This is a genomic window from Streptomyces sp. NPDC026515 (genome assembly GCF_055567595.1).
The window spans coordinates 423,844-446,049 of the sequence record NZ_JBVHQD010000001.1; the positions used below are offsets into that span (position 1 = coordinate 423,844).

Here is a 22,206-nt window from a genome sequence, read left to right on the forward strand (position 1 = left end):
ACACCGAGTAGCGGGCCCCGTGCACCGCTGTGACCGATATCAACTGCCGTGAGACTACAGCGTTATTGAAGCTCGATTCCGCTTGCTCTTTATCAAGAATCCGTTACAAAGAGACCGCTCTCCGTCCACAAGTGGCCACGGATTGAAGCCAATCGGTGACCCGGAGGCACTTGACTGACCGAGAACCGGCTGGATTGGATCGTGTGGAGTGGTTCGCAACAACCCCACGTGGTTCGCGACACCCCCACCCTTCTGTCCACAGCTCCCGGAACGGCAACCGTGACTTCCAACACCCTTACCAGCAGGTCAATCCGGACATACCGAGGTGCGGCGGCCGTCGCGCTCGCCGCGACGACGGCCCTGCTGGCGGGCTGTTCCTCCTCCGACGACAGCAAGTCCGACCCGCTGTCCGACAGCAAGGCGAGCGGCGACACCGTCGTCGTCGGCTCGAACAACTTCGCCGAGAGCATCCTGATCGCGGACATCTACGGCGAAGCGCTCAAGGCCAAGGGCGTCAAGGTCACTTACAAGTCGAACATCGGCAGCCGCGAAACCACCTACGGTCTGCTCAAGAACGGTTCGATCTCGGTCCTGCCCGAGTACAACGGCGCCCTGCTCGCCTACCTCGACCCCAAGGCCGCCCCGAAGACCGTCGAGGAGACCACCAAGGCCATCGAGGCCAAGCTCGACTCCAAGCTGACGCTGCTGGACCCGGCGGAGGCGCAGGACAAGGACACGGTGACGGTCAACGCGACGACCGCGTCCAAGTACAACCTCACGGAGAAGTCCTCCATAGCGGACCTCAAGACCATCGCCAAGGACCTGGTCATCGGCGCCTCGCCGGAGTTCCAGACCCGCCAGCAGGGCCTGGTCGGCCTGAAGTCCGTGTACGGTCTGGAGTTCAAGTCCTTCAAGGCCCTGGACGCGGGCGGCCCGCTCACCGAGGCGGCCCTGACGAAGAACGCCGTGCAGGCCGGCGACATCTTCAGCACGGACCCGACCATCTCCAAGGAGAAGTTCGTCGTCCTCCAGGACCCGGAGAACCTCTTCGGCTTCGAGAACGTCCAGCCCCTGGTCTTCAAGAGCGCCCTGAACCAGACGGCCACCGACGCCCTCAACGCGGTCTCCGCCAAGCTCGACACCGCGACCCTGCTCGACCTCGACACCCAGGTCCAGTCCGACAACAAGGACCCGCTGGACGTGGCCCAGGCCTGGCTGAAGAAGGCCGGCCTCAGCAGCTGACCCGCACGCGGCCCCGTGCCGTGCTCGACGGCGACGGCCTCGGCCTGTCCGGACTCGTCCGGCTCGCCGGCCGTCGCCGACCCGGTCGTGCCGCGCGGCCGTTGGTGCCCGGTCCTCTCCCACGGCCTGGAGGGAAGCAACGGGTGAGGGCGCGACCGAGGTGCCGAGCGCGCCCCACCCCTCACCCCCGGCGGCCGGTCAGAGGTCGAACTCGTGCGGCGGCAGGTCGAGCGTGAAGCAGGCCTCGCGGACCACGGCCTGCTCGGTCTTGTCGAAGTCGCCGTCAGCGCCGCCGATCACGATGCCGATCTGGATCACGGCACGCGCCTCGGCCGGCTTCTTCTTCGCCTTGGCGACCTCCTGGAGCACACTCACCTTGCCGAAGGCGAAATCGGCGGTCAGCTTGTTCAGATTCTCCTCGAAGCGCCGGCGCAGGTCGTCGGCCGGGAAGTTCTGGAGCACCTCGTTGGTGGCGATGAGCTGGGCGACCCGCTGGCGCTCGGACGGGTCGATGGAGCCGTCGGCGGCCGCCACGAGCGCGCACATCGCCATGCTCGCGTCGCGGAACGCACCGCTCTTCAAGTCGTTCTTCTTCGCCACGAGCTGGGTCTGCATCTGATTCGCGGAGTCCTTGATGCGGTCCCACAGAGCCATGCGCACTCACTCCTCGGTCGGTATGTGCTCGCCAGGAGTCCTGCTTGCCAAGAGTCCTGGGTGTCAGGAATTTACTTCTACAACAACGTAGAAACTGACACGGTCGCCCAGAAGTTCCCGCGTCCTAGACTGTTCCCTCCGATCCGGCACGGATGCCCTCGACGCGGTGGACAGGAGGAGTACGACAGTGGCGCCAGCGCCCGCCAGCGGCTACGACGACCCCTCCGCGGACGTGCTCACGGAGGCCGCCGCGGCCTTCGGACTGCTCGCCTCGCCCGCCCGGCTGCACATCGTCTGGGCACTGGCCCAGGGCGAGAGCGACGTCACGGGCCTCGCCGAGCGGGTGGGTGGCGCGTTGCCCGCCGTCAGCCAGCACCTGACCAAGCTGAAGCTCGCCGGTCTGGTCCGCTCCCGCCGGGAGGGCCGCCGCCAGGTGTACCTGGTGGACGACCCGGACGTGGTCGAGGTCGCACGCCTCCTCGTCGGCCGCCTCACCGCACGCGCCACCGCCGCCGAACTCCCGGCCCCCCGCCTCCGTGGCCTGTGAGGGCGAGGCCGCCACCGCACTGCAGGTGCTGCGCGGGCTGGACACCGGACCGCGCGGGCTGACCGAGGCCGAGGCAGCGGCCCGGCTCGCCGGCGTCGGCGAGCACACCCCGCCCCTCCCGCACTCCGACTCCTGGCCGCTGCGCTGTGCCCGCGCCCTGCGCGACCCCTTCACCGCCGTGCTGCTCACCCTCGGCCTGGTCTCGGCCCTCGTCGCCTCCTGGGGCACGGCCGTGGTGATCCTCGCCCTGGTCGCGGTCAGTTGCGGGCTGCGCGCCGCCGGCGAACACCGCGCCGACCGCTCCCTGGCCGCCCTGCGCGAACTCGTCGCCGGCACCGCCACCGTGCTACGCCGCACCGGGGACACGACGCCACCGCGGGTCCGGGAGGTCCCGGTCTCCGATCTGGTCCCGGGCGACGTCGTACGGCTCGGCCCCGGCGACCTGGTCCCGGCCGACGTACGGCTCCTGCGCGCCCGCGGGCTGAGCGTGCACCAGGCCGTGCTCACCGGCGAGTCGGCGCCCGTCGCCAAGGCCGCCGTCGAGGTCCCCGGCGCGGCCGACCCGGGTCCCTTCCGGGAGCCTCACCTCTGTTTCCAGGGCAGCTGGGTCGCCTCGGGCAGTGCCACGGCGGTGGTCGTGGCGACGGGGGAGCGGACCCGGTTCGCCGCCGCGCACAGCGCGCGGGCCGGGCGGCGGGAGGCGAGCGCCTTCGACCGGTCCGTGCACGGCATCTCCTCGGTACTGATCCGGTTCATGCTGCTCACCCCGCCGCTGGTCCTCATGGCCAACACCGCCCTGCGCGGCCGGGGTCTGGAGACGCTGCCCTTCGCGGTCGCGGTCGCCGTCGGGCTCACGCCCGAGATGCTCCCGGTGATCGTCACCACCTGTCTGGCCCGGGCCGCCGCCCTGCTCGCCCGCACCCACCGGGTCGTCGTACGGCGGCTGCCCGCGCTGCACGACCTCGGCGCGGTCGATGTCCTCTGCCTCGACAAGACCGGCACACTCACCAAGGACCGGCCCGTGGTCGAAGGCGCCCTCGGCCCCGACGGGCACCCCGACCCGGACGTGTTGCACTGGGCGGCCGTCGGCGCCTGGTGGACGCTCCAGCTCGCCGAACTGCCCGCCGCCGATGCCCTGGACGAGGCCCTGCTCACGGCCGCCGGACCGGTGGGGGAGGAGTACGAGGGGATCGGCGCGGTGCCCTTCGACCCGGGGCGGCGCACCGCCACCGCCGTCGTCGCGGGCGGTCTCGGCACCCATGTCCTGGTCACCAAGGGTGCCGCCGAGGCCGTACTGGCCCGCTGCGGCCTCGACCCCGCCGAACACGAACGCCTGCTCGCCCTCGCCGCCCGCGAGGCCGGCGCCGGGCTGCGCGTCCTCGCCGTCGCCACCGCCGAAGGCCCCGCCCGCACCCGCCCCTGTCCGGACGCCGACGAACACGGCCTCACCTTCCGGGGTCTGGTCACCTTCCGGGACGCCCTCGCCCCCGGCGCCGCCGAGGCCCTGCGCACCCTCACCGGCCTGGGCGTCGGCGTCCGCGTGCTCACCGGCGACCATCCCGCCACTGCCGCCCGCGCCTGCCGGGACCTCGGCCTGGAGGCGGGGCGGGTGGCCGTGCCCGGTGATCCCCTCGAGCTCGAAGCGGACGTCGTCGCCCGCTGCACCCCCGAGGACAAGGCCCGGATCGTCAGCGGGCTGCGCGCGGCCGGGCACACCGTCGGCTTCCTCGGCGACGGCGTCAACGACATCCCCGCCCTGCGCGCGGCCGACGTCGGCATCGCGCCCCGCGTCGCGGTGGACCTCGCCCGCGAGACCGCCGACGTGGTGCTCGCCGAGAAGGACCTCGGCGCGATCGGGCACGCCGTCACCGCCGGCCGGCACAGCAGCGCCAACATCGCCTCCTATCTACGGGTCACCCTCTCCTCCAACCTCGGCAACGTCATCGCGATGCTCCTGGCCGGCCTGCTGCTCCCCTTCCTGCCGATGCTCCCTGTCCAGGTGCTGGTCCAGAACCTCTGCTTCGACGCCGCCCAGCTCGCCTTCGCGTACGACCGCCCCGGCCCGGCGGCCCTGCGCCGCCCGACCGTGCTGCGGCCGCGCGCCTTCCTGCGGTTCATCACCGGCTTCGGGGTACTGAACGCGGTCGCCGACCTCGCCACCTTCGGCGTCCTGGCGCTCGCCCTGCGCGGTCCCGACGTCCTCGACGACCAGGCCGTCTTCCACTCCGCCTGGTTCACCGAGAACCTGCTCACCCAGGCCCTGGCGATGTTCCTGCTGCGCGGCGGCACCCGGCCGGGACCCGTCGGGCGGGCCGCCGCCGCGCTCGCCGCCGTCGGTCTGCTGCTTCCGGCCGGCCCCCTGGGCGGGGCCCTGGGCATGACCGGGCTGCCGCCCGCCTGCCCGCTGCTGCTCGCTGCCGTCCTGGGGCTGTACGCGCCGGCCCTGAGGGCGGTACGGGCGCGTCACGACCGGCGGCCGTAGCGATCGCGCGGCCGGGGCGGGGGAGTCTTCCCGAGCCAGGGTTGTACAGTTGCGCAATGTGGCAATCGTCGCTGTCCGGCGGGGCGCGGAAAGCACCCCTCGCCGGCACGGAACAACGTGAGAAAGGGAGGGGGCGGTCATGCTCCGTAACGGACTCGAACCCTGGCACCTGCTGGTCGTCGCGATCGTCTTCATCGTGCTCTTCGGCTCCCGGAAGCTGCCCGACACCGCCCGGGCCCTGGGCAAGTCGATGCGCATCCTCAGGAGCGAGGCGAAGGCGATGAGGGCGGACGACCCGGCCGCACCCGTAGCCCCGACGTCGGTGCAGATGGCGGCGGAGCCGACCGCGGCCCCCGTGCAGCCGGAAGCCGGGAAGACCGCCGAGCCGACCGTCGCCGCGGGCTGACGGGCCCGCTAGGCCTCGTCCCCCTCGAAGAAGTCCCCGATCTCGTCCACCACCTCGGCCGCCACCATTCCGCCGACCACGCCCAGCGCCAGCCCCGCCGCACCGGCGGCGACCGCCGTGCCGAGGCCCGGTCCGGATCGGTGGGGGCCGTCGTGCTGTCCGCCGTGGTGTCCCTCGTGGCCGTACGCCGTATGGGTGCCGTAGGCCGCTCGGTGCGTGATCAACTGGCGGATCCAGCCGTCCACCTCGCTGTTCCAGTCCAGCGTGTGGGCGTCCTCGTGGCGCACCGTGAAACGGGTCAGCGTGTCGTGCCCGGAGGAGAACGGGCCGCCGCGCTTGTCGGCCTCCAGCACGACCTCCAGACCGGTGGGTGAGGCGAGGAAGGTCAGCTCGATCTCGCTGACCGCGTGCGCGTACCGGGGCGCCGGGATCAGCTCGACCTCCTGGTAGAAGGGCAGTCGCTGGCCCGTACCGCCGATGCGGCCGTACTCCAGATCCGCCGAGCGCAAGCCGCACCCCAGTTGTCCGAGCGCCTCCAGCACCGCCTCCTGGGCGGGCAGCGGACGCACCGTCAGCGGGTCCAGGTCGCCCGTGTCCCGGGCGCCGGCCACCCCGACCTCCGTGCGCACCCCGAGCACGATCCCGAGCGGCTGCCCGTACAGCTCGGTGACCGGTGTCTCCCACGGCAGCGGCACGCCGAACGGCACGTCCCGCTCCTCTTCCGCACCGAGCCGGAACCCTCCGCCCACGGTGAACCGCTCGAAGACGACCGCGCCCTCGCTCTCCCCCTGCTCGTGCTCCGCCTCGACCCGCGCGAGCAGGTCGAGCCCGATGTGCCCGACCTCCACCGCCGTCGAGCCGCCTCTCAGCAGCACCCGCCCCGACAACACCCCGCCGGGCACCACCGCGGCACCGTCCAGCACCGTGTCCACCGAGGGGCCGCCGACCCCGATCGCGCCCAGCAGCCGTTTGAACACCATGAAGCCGCCGCTCCTTCGCCGCACTCGTCACTCACGCCCGGGCGGACCACATGCCACCCGGCTGCCCGATGAACTGACGGCGACGGCAAAGAAGTTCCCAAGTCACCTGTTCGGAGGACACGCGGCGGCCCGTGCCCCTCGACACGGAAAAGAGGCGGACCGGGAACCACCGGCCCGCCTCTCGACCCGCTTCACACCGGTTCCGTTCCCTCTCCCCACCCCCGCGCGGCAGCCCGCGCGGTCCTGCGCCGCCTGCGCCGGCCGACGCGCGGCTCCTGGTCCGGCAGCCAGCCGAAGATCAGGCAGCTGCCGACGGCCCCGAGGGCCAGGCCGACGAAGAAGCCGCCCAGGTTGGAGGTGACCCAGGAACCCAGGGAGCACAGGATGCCCACGATGGAGTAGAAGAGGCGCTGCGAGGGGCTGAAGAGGGCGAGCAGGCCGCACACGACCATCACCAGCGGCAGCAGATAGCCCGCCAGGCCCTGCATGCCGACATGGATGACGACCTTGAACGCGGCCTTCTCGGTGAGCAGGATCCACCCGCCGCCCAGGGTCAGCAGCAGCCCGCCCCAGAACGGCCGACGGGCGCGCCAACCGCGGAAGGCGGGCCGCCACCCCTGGCGTGGAGTGTCTGAGCCGGACATCAGCAACCCGTGTCGCTGAAGCTGAGTTTCAGGCCGGGGAGCTTGAAGACCGCAGCCGTGGTCGCGTAGTTGGTCTGCCGCAGGTTGTCGATGTGCACGGTGTCGGCCTGCTGGCTGAAGACGCCCGCGGGACCCTTGACCCCGGCCTTGTCGAGGGTGCTCGCGTCGTTGCCGATCTCGATGTTGTCGAAGGACGCGTTGCCCGACAGCTCGGTCGAGTCGGTGGTCAGATCGGTCGCCTCCACCTTCGAGGAGCCGCTGCCCGCCTTGATGAGCAGGTTGATGCCGCCGAGGTCGACGCTCTGGCACAGGCTGTCCAGGGTCGCCTTCTTGATCGCGGAGGTCACGATCAGCACCTGGCCGCCGGTGTCGCCCTCGTTCGGGCTGTCCTTGATCATGTTGTCGAGCCCGCCGAACTGCTCGAAACCGGTGCCGTCGAGCGACTTGGCGGTGACCGTGAAGGGCATGCCGGAGATGGCGAACTGGACGCCGAGCACGCCCTGCGCGGTGAAGACCGCGAGGCCGGCGACGGCCAGGGTGGCCGGCACCGCCATCACCGCGGCCCGACGCGCGCGGACCCGCCCCCGTCTGTGCGGCCCTCCGGTCGCGCCGGTGGTGTCTGGTATGTCGGAAGGAGAACCGCTTCCCGGGTTCTCAGGCGTGTTGTCGGCGGACGGAACGTCCGGGGACGAGGCCATGTCTGCTCCCATGCATTAGTCATGCGGGTTGGGCTTCAGTGGCACGTTGTCCTGGCGCGGACAGCGGCTGCCACGCACGCCTCCTCGCAACTCCCGGCGGACGCAAGGGCTTTCTCGTTACGCAGCAGTAGCCACGCCGCAAGTTACCGGCGGTTACTTTAATGGGTCAAGGCAGTTGTGAAAAAAGGGTGTTGAATTCGCGTCAGTTCCGTTCCGGCCTCGCATTTCCTTGATCGAATGCTCAACTCCCTTGTCGAGCCTTGACGTTGACGGTTGATCAGGTCTACAAATCTCCCTGGTTTCCTTCGGATCCGTGGCGCCGGATCCGCCGAGCGGCATCGGCCGTTTCCCGGCCTCTTCGACCACCGCTCCGCTCACGGCGTAGGCACGGCCGCTTCCCCCCGGGGGCCGTGCCCGAACGCCCGCAACCGGCCCGGCCGGAGGCCTGCCCCCCCAGGCCTTCGGCCGGTGTCCGGCTCGACTGCCGTTGTCGGTCCGTCACGTACGGAGAAGGCGTCACGGGCCGGCAACGGCCGGCGGCGCAGCCGCGCCCGCCCTGAACCCCCCACCTCTCCTCACCTCAGGCAAGTCCCCCCAAGGAAAGAGGCACCCGCATGCGTACGCGATCCCTGCTCGCCCTCGCCGGTACCGTTGTCGCCCTCTCGGTCGCCGCCACCGTTCCCGCCTCCGCCGACGGCGCGGTGCTCACCACCGGCAGTGCCGGCGGCACCGCCGTCGCCGTCGGCGACGTCCTCAGCGCCCCGCTGGCCACCGGCACCAGCGCCACCCTCTACTCCAGCGCCACCGGCACCAGCGGCGTGAAGTGCACGTCCTCGGTCTTCACGGCCACGGTCACCGACAACCCGGCCGCCCCCGGCACCGCCACCGAGTCGGTCAGCGGGCACACCTTCGACGCCAGCAGCTGCAGCAGCAACGTCCTCGGTGTCACCGGCGTCACCAGCATCACCGTCGACAACCTGCCGTACACCACCACGGTCGCCTCGGACGGCACCCTCACGGTCACGCCGGCGAGCGGTTCCACGATCCAGACCACCGTCAAGCTGAAGACCCTGCTGGGCAGCATCACCTGTGTCTACCAGGCGCCGAGCCTGACCGGTACGGCCAGCAACACCGACAACAGCATCAGCTTCACCAACCAGGCGTTCACGAAGACCTCCGGCTCCTCGCTCTGCTTCGCGGCCGGATACTTCACCGCCAAGTACGCCCCGGTCACCGACAACGGGGCGACCGTCTTCGTCAACTGACCCGCGCACAAAGGCGGTCAGCGTCGACGCAGACGCAACGCCAGGGCGGCGCCCCCGGTGAGCACCAGCACCGCGGCGGCGCCGCCCGCCATGAGCGGCGCCGACGGGCCCGTGCCCGAGTTCGTGTCGGAGGCCACGGGAGTGCTGTCGGCGGCGGCGGTCGTGGCGCTCGGGGAGACCGGTGCCGCCGTCGCCGTCCGCCGTGTCGGGGCGGCGGCACTCCGCGAGGCCGAAGGAGCCGGCTTCGCGGAGGCGTTCGGAACCGGCGTGGCGCTCGCCCGCGCGCTCGCCGCCGCGGCCCCGGCGTTCCTGTTCGCCGGGAACACCACGTCGGAACACGAGTAGTAGGTGTCCGACGTGCTGCTGTTCTGCCAGATCGTGTACAGCATCTGACGGCCCGTCCGGTCGGCCGGCAGCGCCGCGGTGAAGTGGTACGCACCGTTCGACAGCGCCGGGTCCTTGAACTCGGCGAAGGGCTGCGCGGGCAGATCGGACCACTTCAGCGGCTTCTCCGGGTCGTACCCCTGTTTCGTCAGGTACAGCCTGAACGTGCCGGCGTGCGCGATCGTCGAGGCGTACGTCATCGTCATCCGGGCGCCCGGGGCCAGTCGGGTCGCGGGCCAGTCCGTGCGCGCCAGGTCCAGCCCCCGGTACGCCGGCAGGTTGCCGCTGCACAGTCTGCCGTCCGGAATCACCTGCCGGTCGCGGCCGTCGACCCCCGCCACCCGCAGGTTGTCCCACGCCACGAAGTTCTGCCCGCTCGCCGCGATCGCCGCCTTGCAGGCAGCCGTCCCCGCGCTGCCGCCGCCGGGGGAGCAGGCGTAGACCCGGCTGACGGGGTCGGTGGGCGCGCCGTGCGCCTGGGCGGACCCCGCCGCACACGACAGGAGCAGCAGCGGGGCCGCGACGGCGGCTCCCGTCACACGGGCGGTCGTCCGGGTCATCGGGACGTTCTCCTCGGCAGGCACGGGTACGAAGTCTGCCGAGGAGATACGGAATTCGGGCGCGCGCCGTTCAGCGCGGTCGAGGGCAGGACGGGGTGGCGCGCGGGCGCCGACCGGGGCGTCCGTTTTGCGGACCGCGCAGGCGTCATTGAGAACCGACCGTCCGGCTCGTATTGTTGTGATCGCCGATGCGCGTCCGGCCGCCGCATCGCCTCCGTGGACCGGCGTGCTCACAAGGGAGTGGCGCGCCCCGGTCTCGTGCGTTCGCGCAGTGTGACCCCCGATCGCCGGGTCGCGCCCGCCACTTGCGTGTGTCCGTCACCAGGTCCGCACAGTCGCCTCCCGTTGGCGCACGGTGAGCTATCGTGTGCACGGGGTAAGAAACAAACCGCATGCCCCGTCGGTTTGGAGCCGTGAGGAGTGTTGAGTCGATGGCGAGGCAGTTACGCGCGGAGCAGACCCGCGCCACGATCATCACGGCCGCCGCCGACCTCTTCGACCGGCGTGGCTATGAATCCACCAGTCTGAGTGAGATCGTCGAACACGCGAAGGTCACCAAGGGGGCGCTCTACTTCCACTTCGCCGCCAAGGAGGATCTGGCGCACGCCATCATGGAGCTCCAGTCCCGTACCTCCAGCCAGTTGGTGAGGGAGCTGGACAGCCGTGGGTACTCCTCGCTGGAGGCCCTGATGCGCATCACGTTCGCGATCGCCCGGCTCTCCGTCGACGGCCCGATCCCGCGCGCCGGACTGCGGCTCGCCACCGCGGACGTCAGCGTGCGGCCGCCGCTGAGGCACCCGTTCACCGAGGGCCTGGAGTTCGCCACGCGCAAACTCCAGGGCGCGGTCAAGGAGTCCGACGTCCACCCGGACATGGACATCGGCGCGGTGGCGCACTCCCTGGTCTGCTGCTTCGTCGGCACCCGGGTGGCCGGCCGCAACCTGGAACCGGTGGGACGACTGCCGCGTCGCGTCGCGGAGATGTGGTACCTGATGATCCGAGGCCTGGTCCCGGTGCACCGGCGGGCCCGCTACATGACCCTCGCCACCCAGCTGGAGCGCGAGATCAGAACGGCGTGACAGGCGCCGTCGGTTCGGCGGAGCCGGGCACCCCGCGCGATAGCGTGGCGGTCATGCCCGACTCCGCCGCCGCACCCGTGATCCTCGGCACCACCGGCCCCTTCCCGCACCGTGTGCTGGCCGAACGGCACCCCGCGATCATCCGCCAGGTGCGGGACGCCTTCCCCTACGGCCCCGCACACCACCGCGACCTGGACACGCTGCTGCACAACTGCACCGAGGGCGTGATCGAACCGCTGCCCGGCGACGACCGGTGGCACGGCTGGGGCCTGGACGATTACCTCGGACTGTCCTGGTTCGACGTGCCGTGGCTGTGGTCGGAGAGCTACTTCTACCGCCGGCTCCTGGACGCCGTCGGCTACTTCGGCCCCGGCCCCTGGCAGGGCATCGACCCTTTCCGCCCCTTCAAGCTCGCCGAACTCGACGCCAAGGAGACCGACGAGGAACTGGCCGCACTCGACGCCCTCGGCGACGACCCGGACCGCGCCCTGCTGCACGGCTCCCTCTGGGGCAACCGCGCCGACCTGGGGTTCCGCCTCTCCGCCGAGTCGGGCGAGGCCGTCTCCGCCCTGGTCGCGGACGACAGCGCCGGACTGTGGCGACTCCTGCGCGGCGGCACCCTGTGCCTCGTCGCCGACAACGCGGGCCGCGAACTCGTCCCCGATCTGCTGCTGATCGCCCACCTCCTGGACACCGGGCGTATCGCGGACGCGGTCCTGCACATCAAGCCGTACCCCTACTACGTCTCCGACGCCACGACCGCCGACGTGCTCGACGCCCTGCGCCGGCTCACCGCCGCACCCGGTGCGGCCGCCGCCTACGGCCGCACCCTCTGGTCGGCGCTGTCGGACGGTCGGCTGACCGTGCGCGCCCACCCCTTCTCCTGCGCCCCGCTGCCCTACGCCGAGATGCCCCAGGACCTGCGCGCCGAGTTCGCCTCCGCCGACCTCACCCTCTTCAAGGGCGACCTCAACTACCGCCGCCTGGTGGGCGATCGGCTCTGGCCGCCGACCATCCCCTTCGCCGATGTCACCACCTGGTTCCCGGGCCCGGTGGCCGCGTTGCGCACCCTCAAGTCCGATGTGATCACCGGCCTGGCGCCGGACACCGAGGCGGCCCTGGACAGGGCCGAGGGGCAGCGCTGGCGCACCGCCGGCACTCACGCCCTGATCCAGGTCAACCCACGGACACCGGCAGCGACTTGAGGCCGTTGATGAAGTTGGAGACCAGCCGTTCGGCGGGCCCGGCCGGCTCCAGGGCGGGCGCCTGTGCGTAGAGGGTACGCAGCTGGAGCCGCGCGAAGTGGGCGCCGAGACAGACGTGCGGCCCGTCACCGAAGGAGACGTGCGGGTTCGGCGTCCGGCCCAGGTCGAGCCGGTCGGGGGCGGCGAAGGCCCGCTCGTCACGGTTGGCCGACGCGTGCAGGACGACCACCTTGTCCCCCGCCCGGATCCGCCGGCCGGCCAGCTCGGTGTCCCGGGCGGCGGTCCGCCGGAAGGTCAGTACCGGGGGGTGCCAGCGCAGCAACTCGTCCACGGCGGCGTCGGCCCGCACCTTCCCTGCCCGCAACAGGGCGTACTCGTCGCGGTGTCCGGCCAGCGCCAGCAGCCCGCCGGGGGCGGCCGACCGCACGGTGTCGTTGCCCGCGATCGTGAGCAGGAAGAAGAACATCTCCAGCTCACCCTCGGCCGGGTCGGGGTCCCGGGCCAGCGCCGTCATGATGTCGTCGGCGGGGTTTCGGCGCTTGTACGCGGCGAGCTGACGGGCGTACTCGAACATGTCCCGCAGCAGCGCGGGTGACCGTGGGTCGACCGGCCTGCCCGAGCCGTCGCGCACCCGGGGGCCTGCCTCGTCCGGGTCCTGGTAGCCGATCACCCGTTGCGTCCAGTGCAGCAGCAGGCCCCGGTCGGCGTCCGGTACGCCCAGCAGGTCGGCGAGGTTGAGCAGCGCGTACTCGTCGGTGACGGCGGCGACCAGGTCGACCGTGCCGTCCCCTTCCCGGGCCGTCTGCAGCGCCCCGGCGAACAGGGTGCGCGCCCGCTGCCGTACCACCGCCTCGAACCGGCCGATCCGGCCCGGTGTGAAGGCCCGGCTCACCAGGCGCCGCAGCCTGCCGTGGTCCGGGGGATCCTGATTGAGCATCATGCGCCGGATGAACGGCAGGTCCGCCGGGTCCGGATCCCGGATCTGGGTCGCGCCCAGGCGCGACGAGTACGTCAGCGGGTCCTTCAGCACCCGCACGACGTCCGCGTGCCGGGCCACCGCCCAGAACCCCGGCCCGGCCGGCCACCCCAGCACCTCCGGCTCCCGCTGCCAGGACACCGGGTGGTGGTCGCGCAGGACGCGGTAGTCGTCGTACGGCACGGCGGTGGCGTACCGGCGCGGATCGAAGACGTCGGGCACGGACGGACCCTCGCCGCCGGCAGAGGTGGTCATACACCCACGGTGACCCGCCCCGCGGGACCCGGCAAGAGGACAGGTGCCGGGCCCTGTGCCGGATGGCCGGTCCGTCGTCGGGACGGCGGCGACGGCGACGCGCGGGGCGGACGCCACAAAGACCGCCCGAAGTCTCCCGGATTCCGTCCCGGTTCACGCGATGGTGTGATCATGTGTGCCCCGGCGGATGGCCGTTGGAGCCCCCGGGTAGGGCCCGGCCATGACGCAGCCGTTCGAACTCCCGCACTTCTACATGCCGTTTCCCGCGCGGCTCAACCCGCACCTGGAGGAGGCCCGCACCCATTCCGCCGAGTGGGCCCGGGGGATGGGCATGCTGGAGGGTTCCGGGATCTGGACCGAGGCCGACCTGGAGGCACACGACTACGGCCTGCTGTGCAGCTACACCCACCCCGACTGCGACGGCCCCGCCCTGTCGTTGATCACCGACTGGTACGTGTGGGTGTTCTTCTTCGACGACCACTTCCTCGACATGTACAAGCGGACCCAGGACCGCGCCGCCGGCAAGGCCCATCTCGACCGGCTCCCGCTGTTCATGCCGCTCGACCCGGCGACGCCGGTGCCGGAGCCGCGGAACCCGGTCGAGGCCGGCCTCGCCGACCTGTGGGCACGCACGGTGCCGTCGATGTCGGTCGACTGGCGCCGCCGTTTCTCGGTCGCCACCGAGCATCTCCTGAACGAGTCGATGTGGGAGCTGGCCAACATCAACGAGGGGCGGATCGCCAACCCCGTCGAGTACATCGAGATGCGCCGCAAGGTCGGCGGCGCCCCCTGGTCGGCGGGGCTCGTCGAGTACGCGACGGCCGAGGTGCCCGCGCCCGCCGCCGGGACGCGGCCGCTGCGGGTGCTGATGGAGACCTTCGCCGACGCCGTCCACCTGCGCAACGACCTGTTCTCCTACCAGCGTGAGGTGGAGGACGAGGGCGAGAACAGCAACGGCGTGCTGGTCCTGGAGACCTTCTTCGACTGCACCACCCAGGAGGCCGCCGACACGGTCAACGACATCCTCACCTCCCGCCTCCACCAGTTCGAGCACACCGCCCTCACCGAGGTCCCCGCCCTCGCCGCGGAGAAGGGCCTCACACCCGGCCAGGCCGGCGCGATCGCCGCCTACACCAAGGGCCTGCAGGACTGGCAGTCCGGCGGCCACGAGTGGCACCTGCGCTCCAGCCGTTACATGAACCAGGGCGCCAGCCGGTCCTCCTCCTGGCAGCACCTCACCGGCCCCGGCACCTCCGCCGCCGCCGTCGGCGCCCTGCTCGCGTCCGCCGCGGCCGAGCGGCTGCGGGCCTACTCCCATGTGCCCTTCCAGCAGGTCGGTCCCTCCTTGCTGCCCGCCTTCCACATGCCCTACGAAGTCGAGCTCAGCCCGCACCTCGACGCCGCCAGGCCCCGGCTCACCGCCTGGATGCACGGCACCGGCATGCTCGCCGAGGGCGTCTGGGACGAGAACAAGCTGGCCGCCTCCGACCTGGTGCTCTGCGCCGCCGGCCTCGACCCGGACGCCACCCCGGAGGAACTCGACCTCAGCGCCCACTGGCTGGCCTGGGGCACCTACGCCGACGACTACTACCCCCTGGTCTTCGGCACCCGGCGCGACCTGGCCGGCGCCCGGCTCGCCACGGCCCGTCTCTCCGCCTGCATGCCCCTCGGCGACGAGCCCGTCCCCGTGCCGGCCAGCGGCATGGAGCACGGCCTGATCGACCTGTGGGCCCGCACGACCGCCGACGCGAGCCCCGAGGACCGGCTCGCACTCAGGCAGTCCGTCGACCGGATGACCGAGAGCTGGCTCTGGGAGCTGTCCAACCACCTCCAGCACCGCGTCCCCGACCCCGTCGACTACCTGGAGATGCGCCGGGCCACCTTCGGTTCCGACCTCACACTGAGCCTGGCCCGCCGTGGTCTGGGCCCCGCGATCCCCGCGGAGGTCCACCGCAGCGGCCCGGTCCGCTCGCTGGAGAACGCCGCCATCGACTACGGCATGCTCATCAACGACGTCTTCTCCTACCAGAAGGAGATCCAGTACGAGGGCGAGTTCCACAACGCGATCCTGGTCGTCCAGAACTTCTTCGGCGTCGACTACCCGACCGCGCTCCGCGTCGTGCACGACCTGATGACCCAGCGGATGCAGCAGTTCGAGCATGTCGTCGGCAATGAACTCCCGCTCGTGTACGACGACTTCGAGCTGTCGCCGCAGGCGCGCGAGGCCATGGACGGCTATGTCCGCGACCTGCAGAACTGGATGGCCGGGATCCTGAACTGGCATCAGCGGGTGGACCGCTACAAGCCGGACCACCTCGCCCGCCGGGCCCACGGCTTCCTGCCGGACCGGCCCCCGCTCGCCCCGGCGCTCCCCGCCGGCTGACCACACCCGGCGCCACCGGCGCGGACCGTTCCCGGAGGGTCCGCGCCGGCCCTGCACCGCGTGGCGGCCTACCGGAGGGCGGTGTGCAGCCCCCGGGCGCGCTCGGCCTGCGGCAGGTCGCCGAGCCGCTCGAACTCCTCGGCCAGCCGGAGCAACGGTGACAGGTCGAGGTCCCTTCTGCTGCCCGGCCGCAGCAGCCGGCTCTGGTCCATGTACAGGTCGTCCAGCCGGCGGATCAGCGCCACCCGGGCGGCCTCGGTCATCCCCTGCTCGGCCGCCAGCCGGGTCCAGGTCCACAGCGGCTCGGCGGCCGGATCGCCGGGGACCTCGTGCCGTACCCGCTCCCACAGGGGCGGCCGGGGGTGCGGGTCGAGCAGGTCGTAGGCGCAGCCCTCCTCCGCGTTCAGCAGGAGGAAGTCGGGCTCCGTGCGCAGCAGCGCCGCATGCAGCATGCCGAGCAGGTCGACGGGGGAGCGGTCGGGCAGGCCCAGGGCGGCGCGGAGTTCGGCGCGCTCGGCGTCGATGCCGTGGTACTCCCGGATCTCCTGCTCGGTCTCGGCCACGTGCGCGAGGATCCTCTCCTCGCCGTCCGCCGGAGTCAGGCCCAGGCAGTCGCGCCAGCCGGGCAGGCCGATCACGGTCTCCAGGGCCTCGTCGACGGACGCCCCTATGATTCCGGCCGAGCCCTCCGAGTCCGCGTAGAGCAGCGAGCCGTCCGCGCAGACGAAGTACGTGCCGCCGGTGTCGGATCCCGCCACCGCCTCCAGGGTGCCACCGGAGGCGAGACGGACCGGCTCGGCATGGCCGTCGACGGCACGGTCCAGGTCGAAGTCGAAGGGGAACGCCGCCAGTTCGGCCAGGGGGCGGTGGAGCCGGAGCAGCCGCAGACAATGATCGGTCATGTCACAGAACGTAACAGTGGCCCCTGACAACGGACTCCGGCTGCGGCACACCGGCTCGCGCCCGGCCCGGGGCGGGACCCACCGGCCCCGGGCGCGGGCCGCCCGCGGCGTCAGTCTCACTCGTTCGTGTCTCGTCGCGCCCGTGTGCGCCGGGTAGAGCTGCGGGTGGAGGCGAACCATGGAACAGACCGCACTGCGTCCCAAGCCGATCCCGGGTCAGGAACGCCGGGACGACCCCGACCCCGAACCCGAACCCGCCCCCGGACCGTCCCGGCGCCCGCACGCCGCACGGCGGCGCGGCCGACGGGTCAGGTCCCTGCTGTTCGGCCTGCTGGTCGGCTCGGTCCTGGTGCTGACCGGGGTCGGACTCGGCACGGCCGGTGCCACGGTGATCGGCCTGAGCAGACTGGCGGAACTGCGGCAGCAGGCCCCGCCGCCGGCACCGGTCCCCGCACACCCGGCCAGCCCGGCGCCCTCGCCGACGGCCGCCGCGACCCTCGGCGTGGAGGCCGTGGACGCCGAGAAGGCGGGTGCGCTGGTGGTGGGCGTCCACGTGCCGGGGCCGGGCTACACGGCGGGCCTGGTGCGCGGCGACGTGCTCCTCCAGCTCGGCGACCGGAGGATCGACAGCGCCGCGGACCTGACGCGCGCGGTCGCCGAGGCGCACCCGGGGAAGGAGGCCAGGCTCACGGTGCGGCACGAGAGCGGGGGGTACCAGCAGCTGACGGTGGTTCCCGGCGTCCTGACCTGATCCGTCCAGGGCCGCGGGGCCGCATACCGGTGCGGCTCTGCGCGAATCGGCTCGCGCGGCCCCGCCGCACCCGGCAGGATGCTCCCGGAGGCAACCTCACCCCGTGCACGGAGGCCCGATGACCGGCACCACCCCCGCCGTCCCCTTCACCGCCGACGACTACAGGTCCCGCATGACGCGCGCGGCGCACACCGCGGCGGACGCCGGCCTCGCCGGCCTCCTGATCGCCCCGGGCCCCGACATGGTGTGGCTCACCGGGTACACCCCCACCGCGATCACCGAACGCCTCACCCTCCTCGTCCTGACCCCCGGCAGGGACCCCGTGCTGATCGTCCCCACCCTGGAGGCCCCCGACGCCGCGAAGGCCGACGGCGCGGCCGTGCTGAGCCTGCGGGACTGGACCGACGGCACGGACCCCTACGCCGTGACCGCCGGCCTGCTCGCCGGGGACGGCCGCTTCGGCATCAGTGACAACGCCTGGGCCATGCATCTGCTGGGCCTGCAGAAGACACTCCCCGACACCTCCTACGCCTCCCTCACCGACGCGCTGCCCATGCTCCGCGCCGTGAAGGACGCGGCCGAACTCGAACTCCTCGCCGCCGCCGGAGCGGCTGCCGACGCGACGTTCGAGGAGATCCGCAAGGTTCCCTTCGCCGGCCGCCGCGAGTCCGACGTCGGGCACGACCTCGCCGACCTGCTGCGCCGCTTCGGCCACGAGCAGGTCGACTTCACCATCGTCGGCTCCGGCCCCAACGGCGCCAACCCGCACCACGAGGTGGGCGACCGGGTCATCCAGGACGGCGACATGGTCGTCCTCGACTTCGGCGGTCTCAAGGACGGCTACGGCTCCGACACCACCCGAACGGTGCACGTGGGCGCGCCGACCGCCGAGGAACGCGAGGTGCACGACATCGTGCGCGCCGCCCAGGAGGCCGGCTGCCGTGCCGTACGCCCCGGTGCCGCCTGCCAGGAGGTCGACCGGGCCGCCCGCGCGGTCATCGACGAGGCCGGGTACGGCGAGTTCTTCATCCACCGCACCGGCCACGGCATCGGCGTCACCACGCACGAGCCGCCGTACATGATCGAGGGCGAGGAACAGCCGCTCGTGCCGGGGATGTGCTTCTCCGTGGAACCCGGCATCTACCTGCCCGGCCGCTTCGGGGTCCGGATCGAGGACATCGTCACGGTGACCGAGGAGGGCGGGCGTCGTTTCAACAACACCACCCGCGAGATGGTCACCGTGGGCTGACCGGCCCGGCTCCGGCACACCGTCTCGCCCCACCCCACCCCGAACGGCAACGGCGCGATCCATGACCCAGGCACCGACACCCACCGCGGACACCGTCCGCCGACTGGTCCGTTCACTGCTCAAGGAGGGCGCGGCCGGCACCCCGGGCCTTGACGTCCGGCCCGTGACGGCGGCCGGTGAACACTCCACCTGGTGGGTCGGCACCCGTTACGTGCTGCGTCTGGCACCCGACCGCGAGGCCTCCGCGCGCCAGCGCCGCGAACTGCGCCTGCGCGACCTGGTACGCCCGTACCTGCCCGTCGCCGTCCCGGCCGGCGTCGCGCACGGCGAGTGGGCGCCGGGGCTGACCTACACGCTGGACACCGCGATCCCCGGAGGTACGGCCGAGGAGCACGACGTCTCCGCGGTGGGCGAGACCGACCTGGCCGGGCTGCTCACCGGGCTGCGTGAGGTACCGGTACGGCAGGCTGAGACGCTCGGCGTGCCGCGCACCCCGCCGCGTTCCCTGGAGGCGCTGCGCAGGATGGCCGTGCCCGCCGCCGAACGCCTCGCCGTCGCCGACGAGTTCGACCCCTCACCCCTGCTCCACTTCACCTCGCCGGGCGCCGCCCAGCTCACCGCCCAGCCCGGTACGGCCGTGCTGGCCCACCACGACCTCAAGGGCGAGCACCTGGTGGTCAGTGCCGACGGCAGGGTGCGCGGCGTCCTCGACTGGACCGACGCGGCGGTGGGCGACCCCGCCGAGGACATCGCCGGGCTCGCCCTCGCGGTCGGCTCCGGCGCCGCCGTCCGCGCGGCCACCCTCGCCGGCTACGGCGTCCGGCCCTGCCTGCGCGGCCTGTGGCTCGCCCGCTGCGACACGGTCATCCGTCTCACCGACCGCCTCGAAGGCCGCGACGACAGCCCCCTGCCCCTGCTGCGCACCCAACTCCGGCGCGCCTGGGAGGCGATCATGCTGGAGCGCGTGTCGGACCTGCGCGAGGACGACACGGACGAGGAGCCGTGACGCGCACGCCACCGCTCCTCGGCAGGGGCGCTCACGCCTGGGTCAGGACCACGCACGATTCGCCCGGCACCCGCAGCAGCCCGTACCCGTCCGGCGCCGTCACGGTGTCCCACGCGGCCAGGACCTCCACCCGCGCGGTGCCCAGCGGGATCGCCGCCGGCTCCCTGCCCAGGTTGACGGCGACCCGCACGTCACCGCGCCGGAACGCCAGCCAGCGCGCCTCCTCGTCGTAGGCCACCTTGGTGTCGGCGAGGTCGGGGTCGGTGAGGTCCGGCCGCTCGTGCCGCAGGGCGATCAGCCGGCGGTACCAGGCCAGTACGCGCGCGTGCGGATCCCGTTCCGGCTCCGCCCAGTCCAGGCAGGACCGGTCCCGGGTCGCCGGGTCCTGCGGATCGGGGACGTCCTCCTCGGCCCATCCGTGGGCCGCGAACTCCCGTCGCCTGCCGCGCCGTACGGCCTCCGCCAGCTCCGGGTCCGTGTGGTCGGTGAAGAACTGCCAGGGGGTGCCCGCCGCCCACTCCTCGCCCATGAACAGCATCGGCGTGAAGGGTGCCGTCAGCGTCAGCGTGGCCGCGCACGCCAGCAGGCCGGGGGAGAGGGTGGCCGAGAGCCGGTCGCCCTGGGCGCGGTTGCCGACCTGGTCGTGGGTCTGGGTGTAGCCGAGCAGCCGGTGCCCCGCCACCCGGGCCCGGTCCAGCGGGCGGCCGTGGTGACGGCCCCGGAAGCTGGAGTAGGTGCCGTCGTGGAAGTAGCCGCCGGTGAGCGTCTTGGCGACGGCGGCCAGCGGGGCGCGCGCGAAGTCGGCGTAGTAGCCCTGGGACTCCCCGGTCAGCGCGGTGTGCAGGGCGTGGTGGAAGTCGTCGTTCCACTGCGCGTCCAGGCCGAGCCCGTGCTCCGCGCGGGCGGTGATGACCCGGGGGTCGTTCAGGTCGGACTCGCCGACCAGGAACAGCGGCCGGCCCGACTCGGCCGCCAGACCGGCCACGGCCGACGACAGTTCCTCCAGGAAGTGGCACGCGCGCGTGTCGCACAGCGCGTGCACCGCGTCCAGGCGCAGCCCGTCGATCCGGTAGTCGCGCAGCCAGGCCAGCGCGCTGCCCACCAGGTAGGCACGCACCTCGTCGGAACCGGGCGCGTCCAGGTTGACCGCCGCGCCCCAGGGCGTGTGGTGGGTCTCCGTGAAGTACGGCCCGAACGCCGGCAGGTGATTGCCCGACGGGCCCAGGTGGTTGTGGACCACGTCCAGGACGACCCCGAGCCCGAGACCGTGCGCCCGGTCGACAAATCGCTTCAGCGCCCCGGGTCCGCCGTAGGGCTCGTGCACCGCCCACAGCGAGACCCCCTCGTACCCCCAGCCGTGCCGGCCCGGGAACGGACACAGCGGCATCAACTCCACGTGGGTGACGCCCAGTTCCCGCAGGTGCTCCAGCCGGTCGGCGGCCGCGTCCAGGGTGCCCTCGGGGGTGTACGTGCCCACGTGCAGCTCGTAGAGCACCGCGCCCGGCAGCGCGCGTCCCGGCCATGCGGTACGCCACTCGTACCCTGCGTGGTCGACGACCGCGCTGAGTCCGTCGGGTCCGTCCGGCTGGCGGCGCGAGCGCGGGTCGGGCAGTACGGGGCCGTCGTCCGGCGCGAAGCCGTACCGGGTGCCGTCCTCGGCGTCCGCCTCCCCGGCCCACCAGCCCGGCCGCCGCGGATCACGCTCCAACGCGCGTACGGCGCCGTCGCAATGGAGCGTCACACGGTCTGCCTGCGGTGCCCACACCTCGAACTGCACGGACGGTTCCCCTTCGTCTGGCTCATCGTGAGGTAGTCCGTCCATCGTGCCGTGAAAAGAGATCAATCCGCTTTGAATCCCGGCTTTGCCGACGGGTGTCGCCCTACGTACGCGCGCGTGACGGCCGTTTCCCCGTTTTCTGGACACTCGGGGTTCACTGACCCAGAATCGGCAGCGTGACGTCGTCCTTCGAGTTCAACACCTTTCCCGCGCGGCTGTCCGACGCGGAGCGCGAGAAGGCGCTGAGTGTGCTGCGCGACGGCGTCGCCGTGGGACGGCTGTCGCACGACACGTTCGTGCGCCGTATGGAGCTGGCGCTGACCGCCCGGCGTGCGGACGAACTCGCCGTGCTCACCGCCGACCTGCAACAGGAGAACCGCTTCGCGCGCGTGCTCTTCGGCACCGTCGAGGCGGTCTCCGGGTTCACGGCGCGGCTGCGCCGGGCCTGGCAGTCCGAGCGGCTGCCCAAACTGCTGCTGCCGAACCCCGGCACCGGACACCCGCTGCGCATCGGCCGCGACCCGGCCAACGGGCTGCGGCTCAACCACGAGACGGTCTCCAGGGTGCACGCCGAACTCCGCCGCCAGGGCGGCCTGTGGGTCCTCAGGGATCTCGGTTCCACCAACGGCACGACCGTCAACGGCCGCCGGGTGACCGGCGCCGCCGTCGTCCGCGAGGGCGACCAGATCGGCTTCGGCCGGGTGTGCTTCCGGCTCTCCGCGCACTGAGTTCGCGCCTTGTCTTGAGTGGCTGAAAAACGT

At 72.2% G+C, this 22,206-nt stretch carries 20 protein-coding genes; 12 read left to right on the plus strand and 8 right to left on the minus strand.

What is annotated here, in order from left to right; translation table 11 throughout:
• Positions 1–279: 279 nt before the first annotated feature.
• Positions 280–1,242: an ABC transporter substrate-binding protein gene (locus ACZ4O3_RS01765; RefSeq protein WP_362726594.1), complete on the plus strand. Its 963-nt coding sequence runs from the start codon at positions 280–282 to the stop codon at positions 1,240–1,242.
• Between the two features lie 198 nt (positions 1,243–1,440).
• Here the strand turns inward: ACZ4O3_RS01765 and ACZ4O3_RS01770 are convergent, their stop codons facing one another.
• Positions 1,441–1,896 carry a tellurite resistance TerB family protein gene (locus ACZ4O3_RS01770; RefSeq protein ID WP_362726591.1) on the minus strand — a complete coding sequence of 152 codons (456 nt, stop codon included), beginning with the start codon at positions 1,894–1,896 and terminating at the stop codon, positions 1,441–1,443.
• 187 nt (positions 1,897–2,083) lie between these two features.
• Here ACZ4O3_RS01770 and ACZ4O3_RS01775 point away from each other — a divergent pair, with 187 nt between their 5' ends.
• The 3 genes from ACZ4O3_RS01775 to tatA all read left to right on the plus strand — a co-directional run bounded on the left by ACZ4O3_RS01775 (position 2,084) and on the right by tatA (position 5,331).
• On the plus strand, positions 2,084–2,443 hold the full coding sequence (locus ACZ4O3_RS01775) for an ArsR/SmtB family transcription factor (RefSeq protein WP_467720799.1): 360 nt from the start codon (positions 2,084–2,086) through the stop codon (positions 2,441–2,443).
• Positions 2,433–4,925, plus strand: coding sequence for a magnesium-translocating P-type ATPase (mgtA, locus tag ACZ4O3_RS01780; protein ID WP_467720800.1), 2,493 nt, complete (start codon positions 2,433–2,435; stop codon positions 4,923–4,925). The genes ACZ4O3_RS01775 and mgtA overlap by 11 nt, the downstream gene beginning before the upstream one ends.
• A 139-nt stretch (positions 4,926–5,064) precedes the next feature.
• Complete coding sequence (gene tatA, locus ACZ4O3_RS01785; RefSeq protein ID WP_362732453.1) at positions 5,065–5,331, plus strand: Sec-independent protein translocase subunit TatA; 267 nt, start codon at positions 5,065–5,067, stop codon at positions 5,329–5,331.
• Positions 5,332–5,339: 8 nt separating this feature from the next.
• On the opposite strand, the gene ACZ4O3_RS01790 is transcribed toward tatA, so the two are convergent.
• From ACZ4O3_RS01790 to ACZ4O3_RS01800, 3 genes are all read right to left on the minus strand, one after another.
• Entirely contained in the window at positions 5,340–6,311 is a 972-nt protein-coding gene (locus ACZ4O3_RS01790; protein ID WP_467720801.1) for a sporulation protein, read from the minus strand.
• A gap of 191 nt (positions 6,312–6,502) precedes the next feature.
• Entirely contained in the window at positions 6,503–6,955 is a 453-nt protein-coding gene (locus tag ACZ4O3_RS01795) for a DUF6114 domain-containing protein (RefSeq protein ID WP_384993297.1), read from the minus strand.
• Positions 6,955–7,653: a DUF6230 family protein gene (locus ACZ4O3_RS01800; protein ID WP_362728106.1), complete on the minus strand. Its 699-nt coding sequence runs from the start codon at positions 7,651–7,653 to the stop codon at positions 6,955–6,957. The genes ACZ4O3_RS01795 and ACZ4O3_RS01800 overlap by 1 nt, the downstream gene beginning before the upstream one ends.
• A gap of 614 nt (positions 7,654–8,267) precedes the next feature.
• Here ACZ4O3_RS01800 and ACZ4O3_RS01805 point away from each other — a divergent pair.
• The gene (locus ACZ4O3_RS01805; protein ID WP_467720802.1) at positions 8,268–8,918 is read left to right on the plus strand and encodes a Tat pathway signal sequence domain protein; all 651 of its coding nucleotides are present in this window, start codon (positions 8,268–8,270) and stop codon (positions 8,916–8,918) included.
• 17 nt (positions 8,919–8,935) lie between these two features.
• On the opposite strand, the gene ACZ4O3_RS01810 is transcribed toward ACZ4O3_RS01805, so the two are convergent.
• Complete coding sequence (locus ACZ4O3_RS01810) at positions 8,936–9,862, minus strand: lytic polysaccharide monooxygenase auxiliary activity family 9 protein (protein ID WP_467720803.1); 927 nt, start codon at positions 9,860–9,862, stop codon at positions 8,936–8,938.
• Between the two features lie 431 nt (positions 9,863–10,293).
• On the opposite strand from ACZ4O3_RS01810, the gene ACZ4O3_RS01815 reads away from it, so the two are divergent.
• Positions 10,294–10,941: a ScbR family autoregulator-binding transcription factor gene (locus ACZ4O3_RS01815; protein ID WP_467720804.1), complete on the plus strand. Its 648-nt coding sequence runs from the start codon at positions 10,294–10,296 to the stop codon at positions 10,939–10,941.
• 53 nt (positions 10,942–10,994) lie between these two features.
• Complete coding sequence (locus ACZ4O3_RS01820) at positions 10,995–12,146, plus strand: damage-control phosphatase ARMT1 family protein (protein ID WP_467720805.1); 1,152 nt, start codon at positions 10,995–10,997, stop codon at positions 12,144–12,146.
• On the opposite strand, the gene ACZ4O3_RS01825 is transcribed toward ACZ4O3_RS01820, so the two are convergent.
• The gene (locus ACZ4O3_RS01825) at positions 12,118–13,377 is read right to left on the minus strand and encodes a cytochrome P450 (RefSeq protein ID WP_362724095.1); all 1,260 of its coding nucleotides are present in this window, start codon (positions 13,375–13,377) and stop codon (positions 12,118–12,120) included. The genes ACZ4O3_RS01820 and ACZ4O3_RS01825 overlap by 29 nt on opposite strands.
• A gap of 220 nt (positions 13,378–13,597) precedes the next feature.
• Here ACZ4O3_RS01825 and cyc2 point away from each other — a divergent pair, with 220 nt between their 5' ends.
• Entirely contained in the window at positions 13,598–15,760 is a 2,163-nt protein-coding gene (cyc2, locus tag ACZ4O3_RS01830; RefSeq protein ID WP_467720806.1) for a germacradienol/geosmin synthase Cyc2, read from the plus strand.
• Between the two features lie 68 nt (positions 15,761–15,828).
• Here the strand turns inward: cyc2 and ACZ4O3_RS01835 are convergent, their stop codons facing one another.
• Positions 15,829–16,662 carry a hypothetical protein gene (locus ACZ4O3_RS01835; protein ID WP_467720807.1) on the minus strand — a complete coding sequence of 278 codons (834 nt, stop codon included), beginning with the start codon at positions 16,660–16,662 and terminating at the stop codon, positions 15,829–15,831.
• Between the two features lie 178 nt (positions 16,663–16,840).
• On the opposite strand from ACZ4O3_RS01835, the gene ACZ4O3_RS01840 reads away from it, so the two are divergent.
• The 3 genes from ACZ4O3_RS01840 (at position 16,841) to ACZ4O3_RS01850 (ending at position 19,668) form a co-directional block, all read left to right on the plus strand.
• The gene (locus ACZ4O3_RS01840; protein WP_362731018.1) at positions 16,841–17,413 is read left to right on the plus strand and encodes a PDZ domain-containing protein; all 573 of its coding nucleotides are present in this window, start codon (positions 16,841–16,843) and stop codon (positions 17,411–17,413) included.
• A 118-nt stretch (positions 17,414–17,531) separates the two neighbouring features.
• Positions 17,532–18,662 carry an aminopeptidase P family protein gene (locus ACZ4O3_RS01845; protein WP_362731016.1) on the plus strand — a complete coding sequence of 377 codons (1,131 nt, stop codon included), beginning with the start codon at positions 17,532–17,534 and terminating at the stop codon, positions 18,660–18,662.
• 61 nt (positions 18,663–18,723) lie between these two features.
• Complete coding sequence (locus tag ACZ4O3_RS01850) at positions 18,724–19,668, plus strand: phosphotransferase (protein WP_467720808.1); 945 nt, start codon at positions 18,724–18,726, stop codon at positions 19,666–19,668.
• 31 nt (positions 19,669–19,699) lie between these two features.
• Here the strand turns inward: ACZ4O3_RS01850 and treZ are convergent, their stop codons facing one another.
• Positions 19,700–21,445, minus strand: a complete 1,746-nt coding sequence (treZ, locus tag ACZ4O3_RS01855) for a malto-oligosyltrehalose trehalohydrolase (RefSeq protein WP_362727807.1) — start codon at positions 21,443–21,445, stop codon at positions 19,700–19,702.
• A gap of 176 nt (positions 21,446–21,621) precedes the next feature.
• On the opposite strand from treZ, the gene ACZ4O3_RS01860 reads away from it, so the two are divergent.
• A complete protein-coding gene (locus ACZ4O3_RS01860; protein ID WP_467720809.1) occupies positions 21,622–22,173 on the plus strand; it encodes an FHA domain-containing protein in 552 nt (183 codons plus the stop codon).
• The last annotated feature ends 33 nt before the right edge of the window (positions 22,174–22,206 follow it).

What these genes read in the sequence shown, in the direction of transcription:
- ACZ4O3_RS01820 (WP_467720805.1), top strand. Translation starts at nt 10,995, where the DNA reads ATGCCCGACTCCGCCGCCGCACCCGTGATCCTCGGCACCACCGGCCCC.
- tatA (WP_362732453.1), top strand. Translation starts at nt 5,065, where the DNA reads ATGCTCCGTAACGGACTCGAACCCTGGCACCTGCTGGTCGTCGCGATC.
- ACZ4O3_RS01815 (WP_467720804.1), top strand. Translation starts at nt 10,294, where the DNA reads ATGGCGAGGCAGTTACGCGCGGAGCAGACCCGCGCCACGATCATCACG.
- ACZ4O3_RS01770 (WP_362726591.1), bottom strand. Translation starts at nt 1,896, where the DNA reads ATGGCTCTGTGGGACCGCATCAAGGACTCCGCGAATCAGATGCAGACC.
- ACZ4O3_RS01845 (WP_362731016.1), top strand. Translation starts at nt 17,532, where the DNA reads ATGACCGGCACCACCCCCGCCGTCCCCTTCACCGCCGACGACTACAGG.
- ACZ4O3_RS01790 (WP_467720801.1), bottom strand. Translation starts at nt 6,311, where the DNA reads ATGGTGTTCAAACGGCTGCTGGGCGCGATCGGGGTCGGCGGCCCCTCG.
- ACZ4O3_RS01805 (WP_467720802.1), top strand. Translation starts at nt 8,268, where the DNA reads ATGCGTACGCGATCCCTGCTCGCCCTCGCCGGTACCGTTGTCGCCCTC.
- ACZ4O3_RS01795 (WP_384993297.1), bottom strand. Translation starts at nt 6,955, where the DNA reads ATGTCCGGCTCAGACACTCCACGCCAGGGGTGGCGGCCCGCCTTCCGC.
- ACZ4O3_RS01840 (WP_362731018.1), top strand. Translation starts at nt 16,841, where the DNA reads ATGGAACAGACCGCACTGCGTCCCAAGCCGATCCCGGGTCAGGAACGC.
- ACZ4O3_RS01850 (WP_467720808.1), top strand. Translation starts at nt 18,724, where the DNA reads ATGACCCAGGCACCGACACCCACCGCGGACACCGTCCGCCGACTGGTC.
- ACZ4O3_RS01835 (WP_467720807.1), bottom strand. Translation starts at nt 16,662, where the DNA reads ATGACCGATCATTGTCTGCGGCTGCTCCGGCTCCACCGCCCCCTGGCC.
- cyc2 (WP_467720806.1), top strand. Translation starts at nt 13,598, where the DNA reads ATGACGCAGCCGTTCGAACTCCCGCACTTCTACATGCCGTTTCCCGCG.
- ACZ4O3_RS01800 (WP_362728106.1), bottom strand. Translation starts at nt 7,653, where the DNA reads ATGGCCTCGTCCCCGGACGTTCCGTCCGCCGACAACACGCCTGAGAAC.
- ACZ4O3_RS01810 (WP_467720803.1), bottom strand. Translation starts at nt 9,862, where the DNA reads ATGACCCGGACGACCGCCCGTGTGACGGGAGCCGCCGTCGCGGCCCCG.
- ACZ4O3_RS01825 (WP_362724095.1), bottom strand. Translation starts at nt 13,377, where the DNA reads ATGACCACCTCTGCCGGCGGCGAGGGTCCGTCCGTGCCCGACGTCTTC.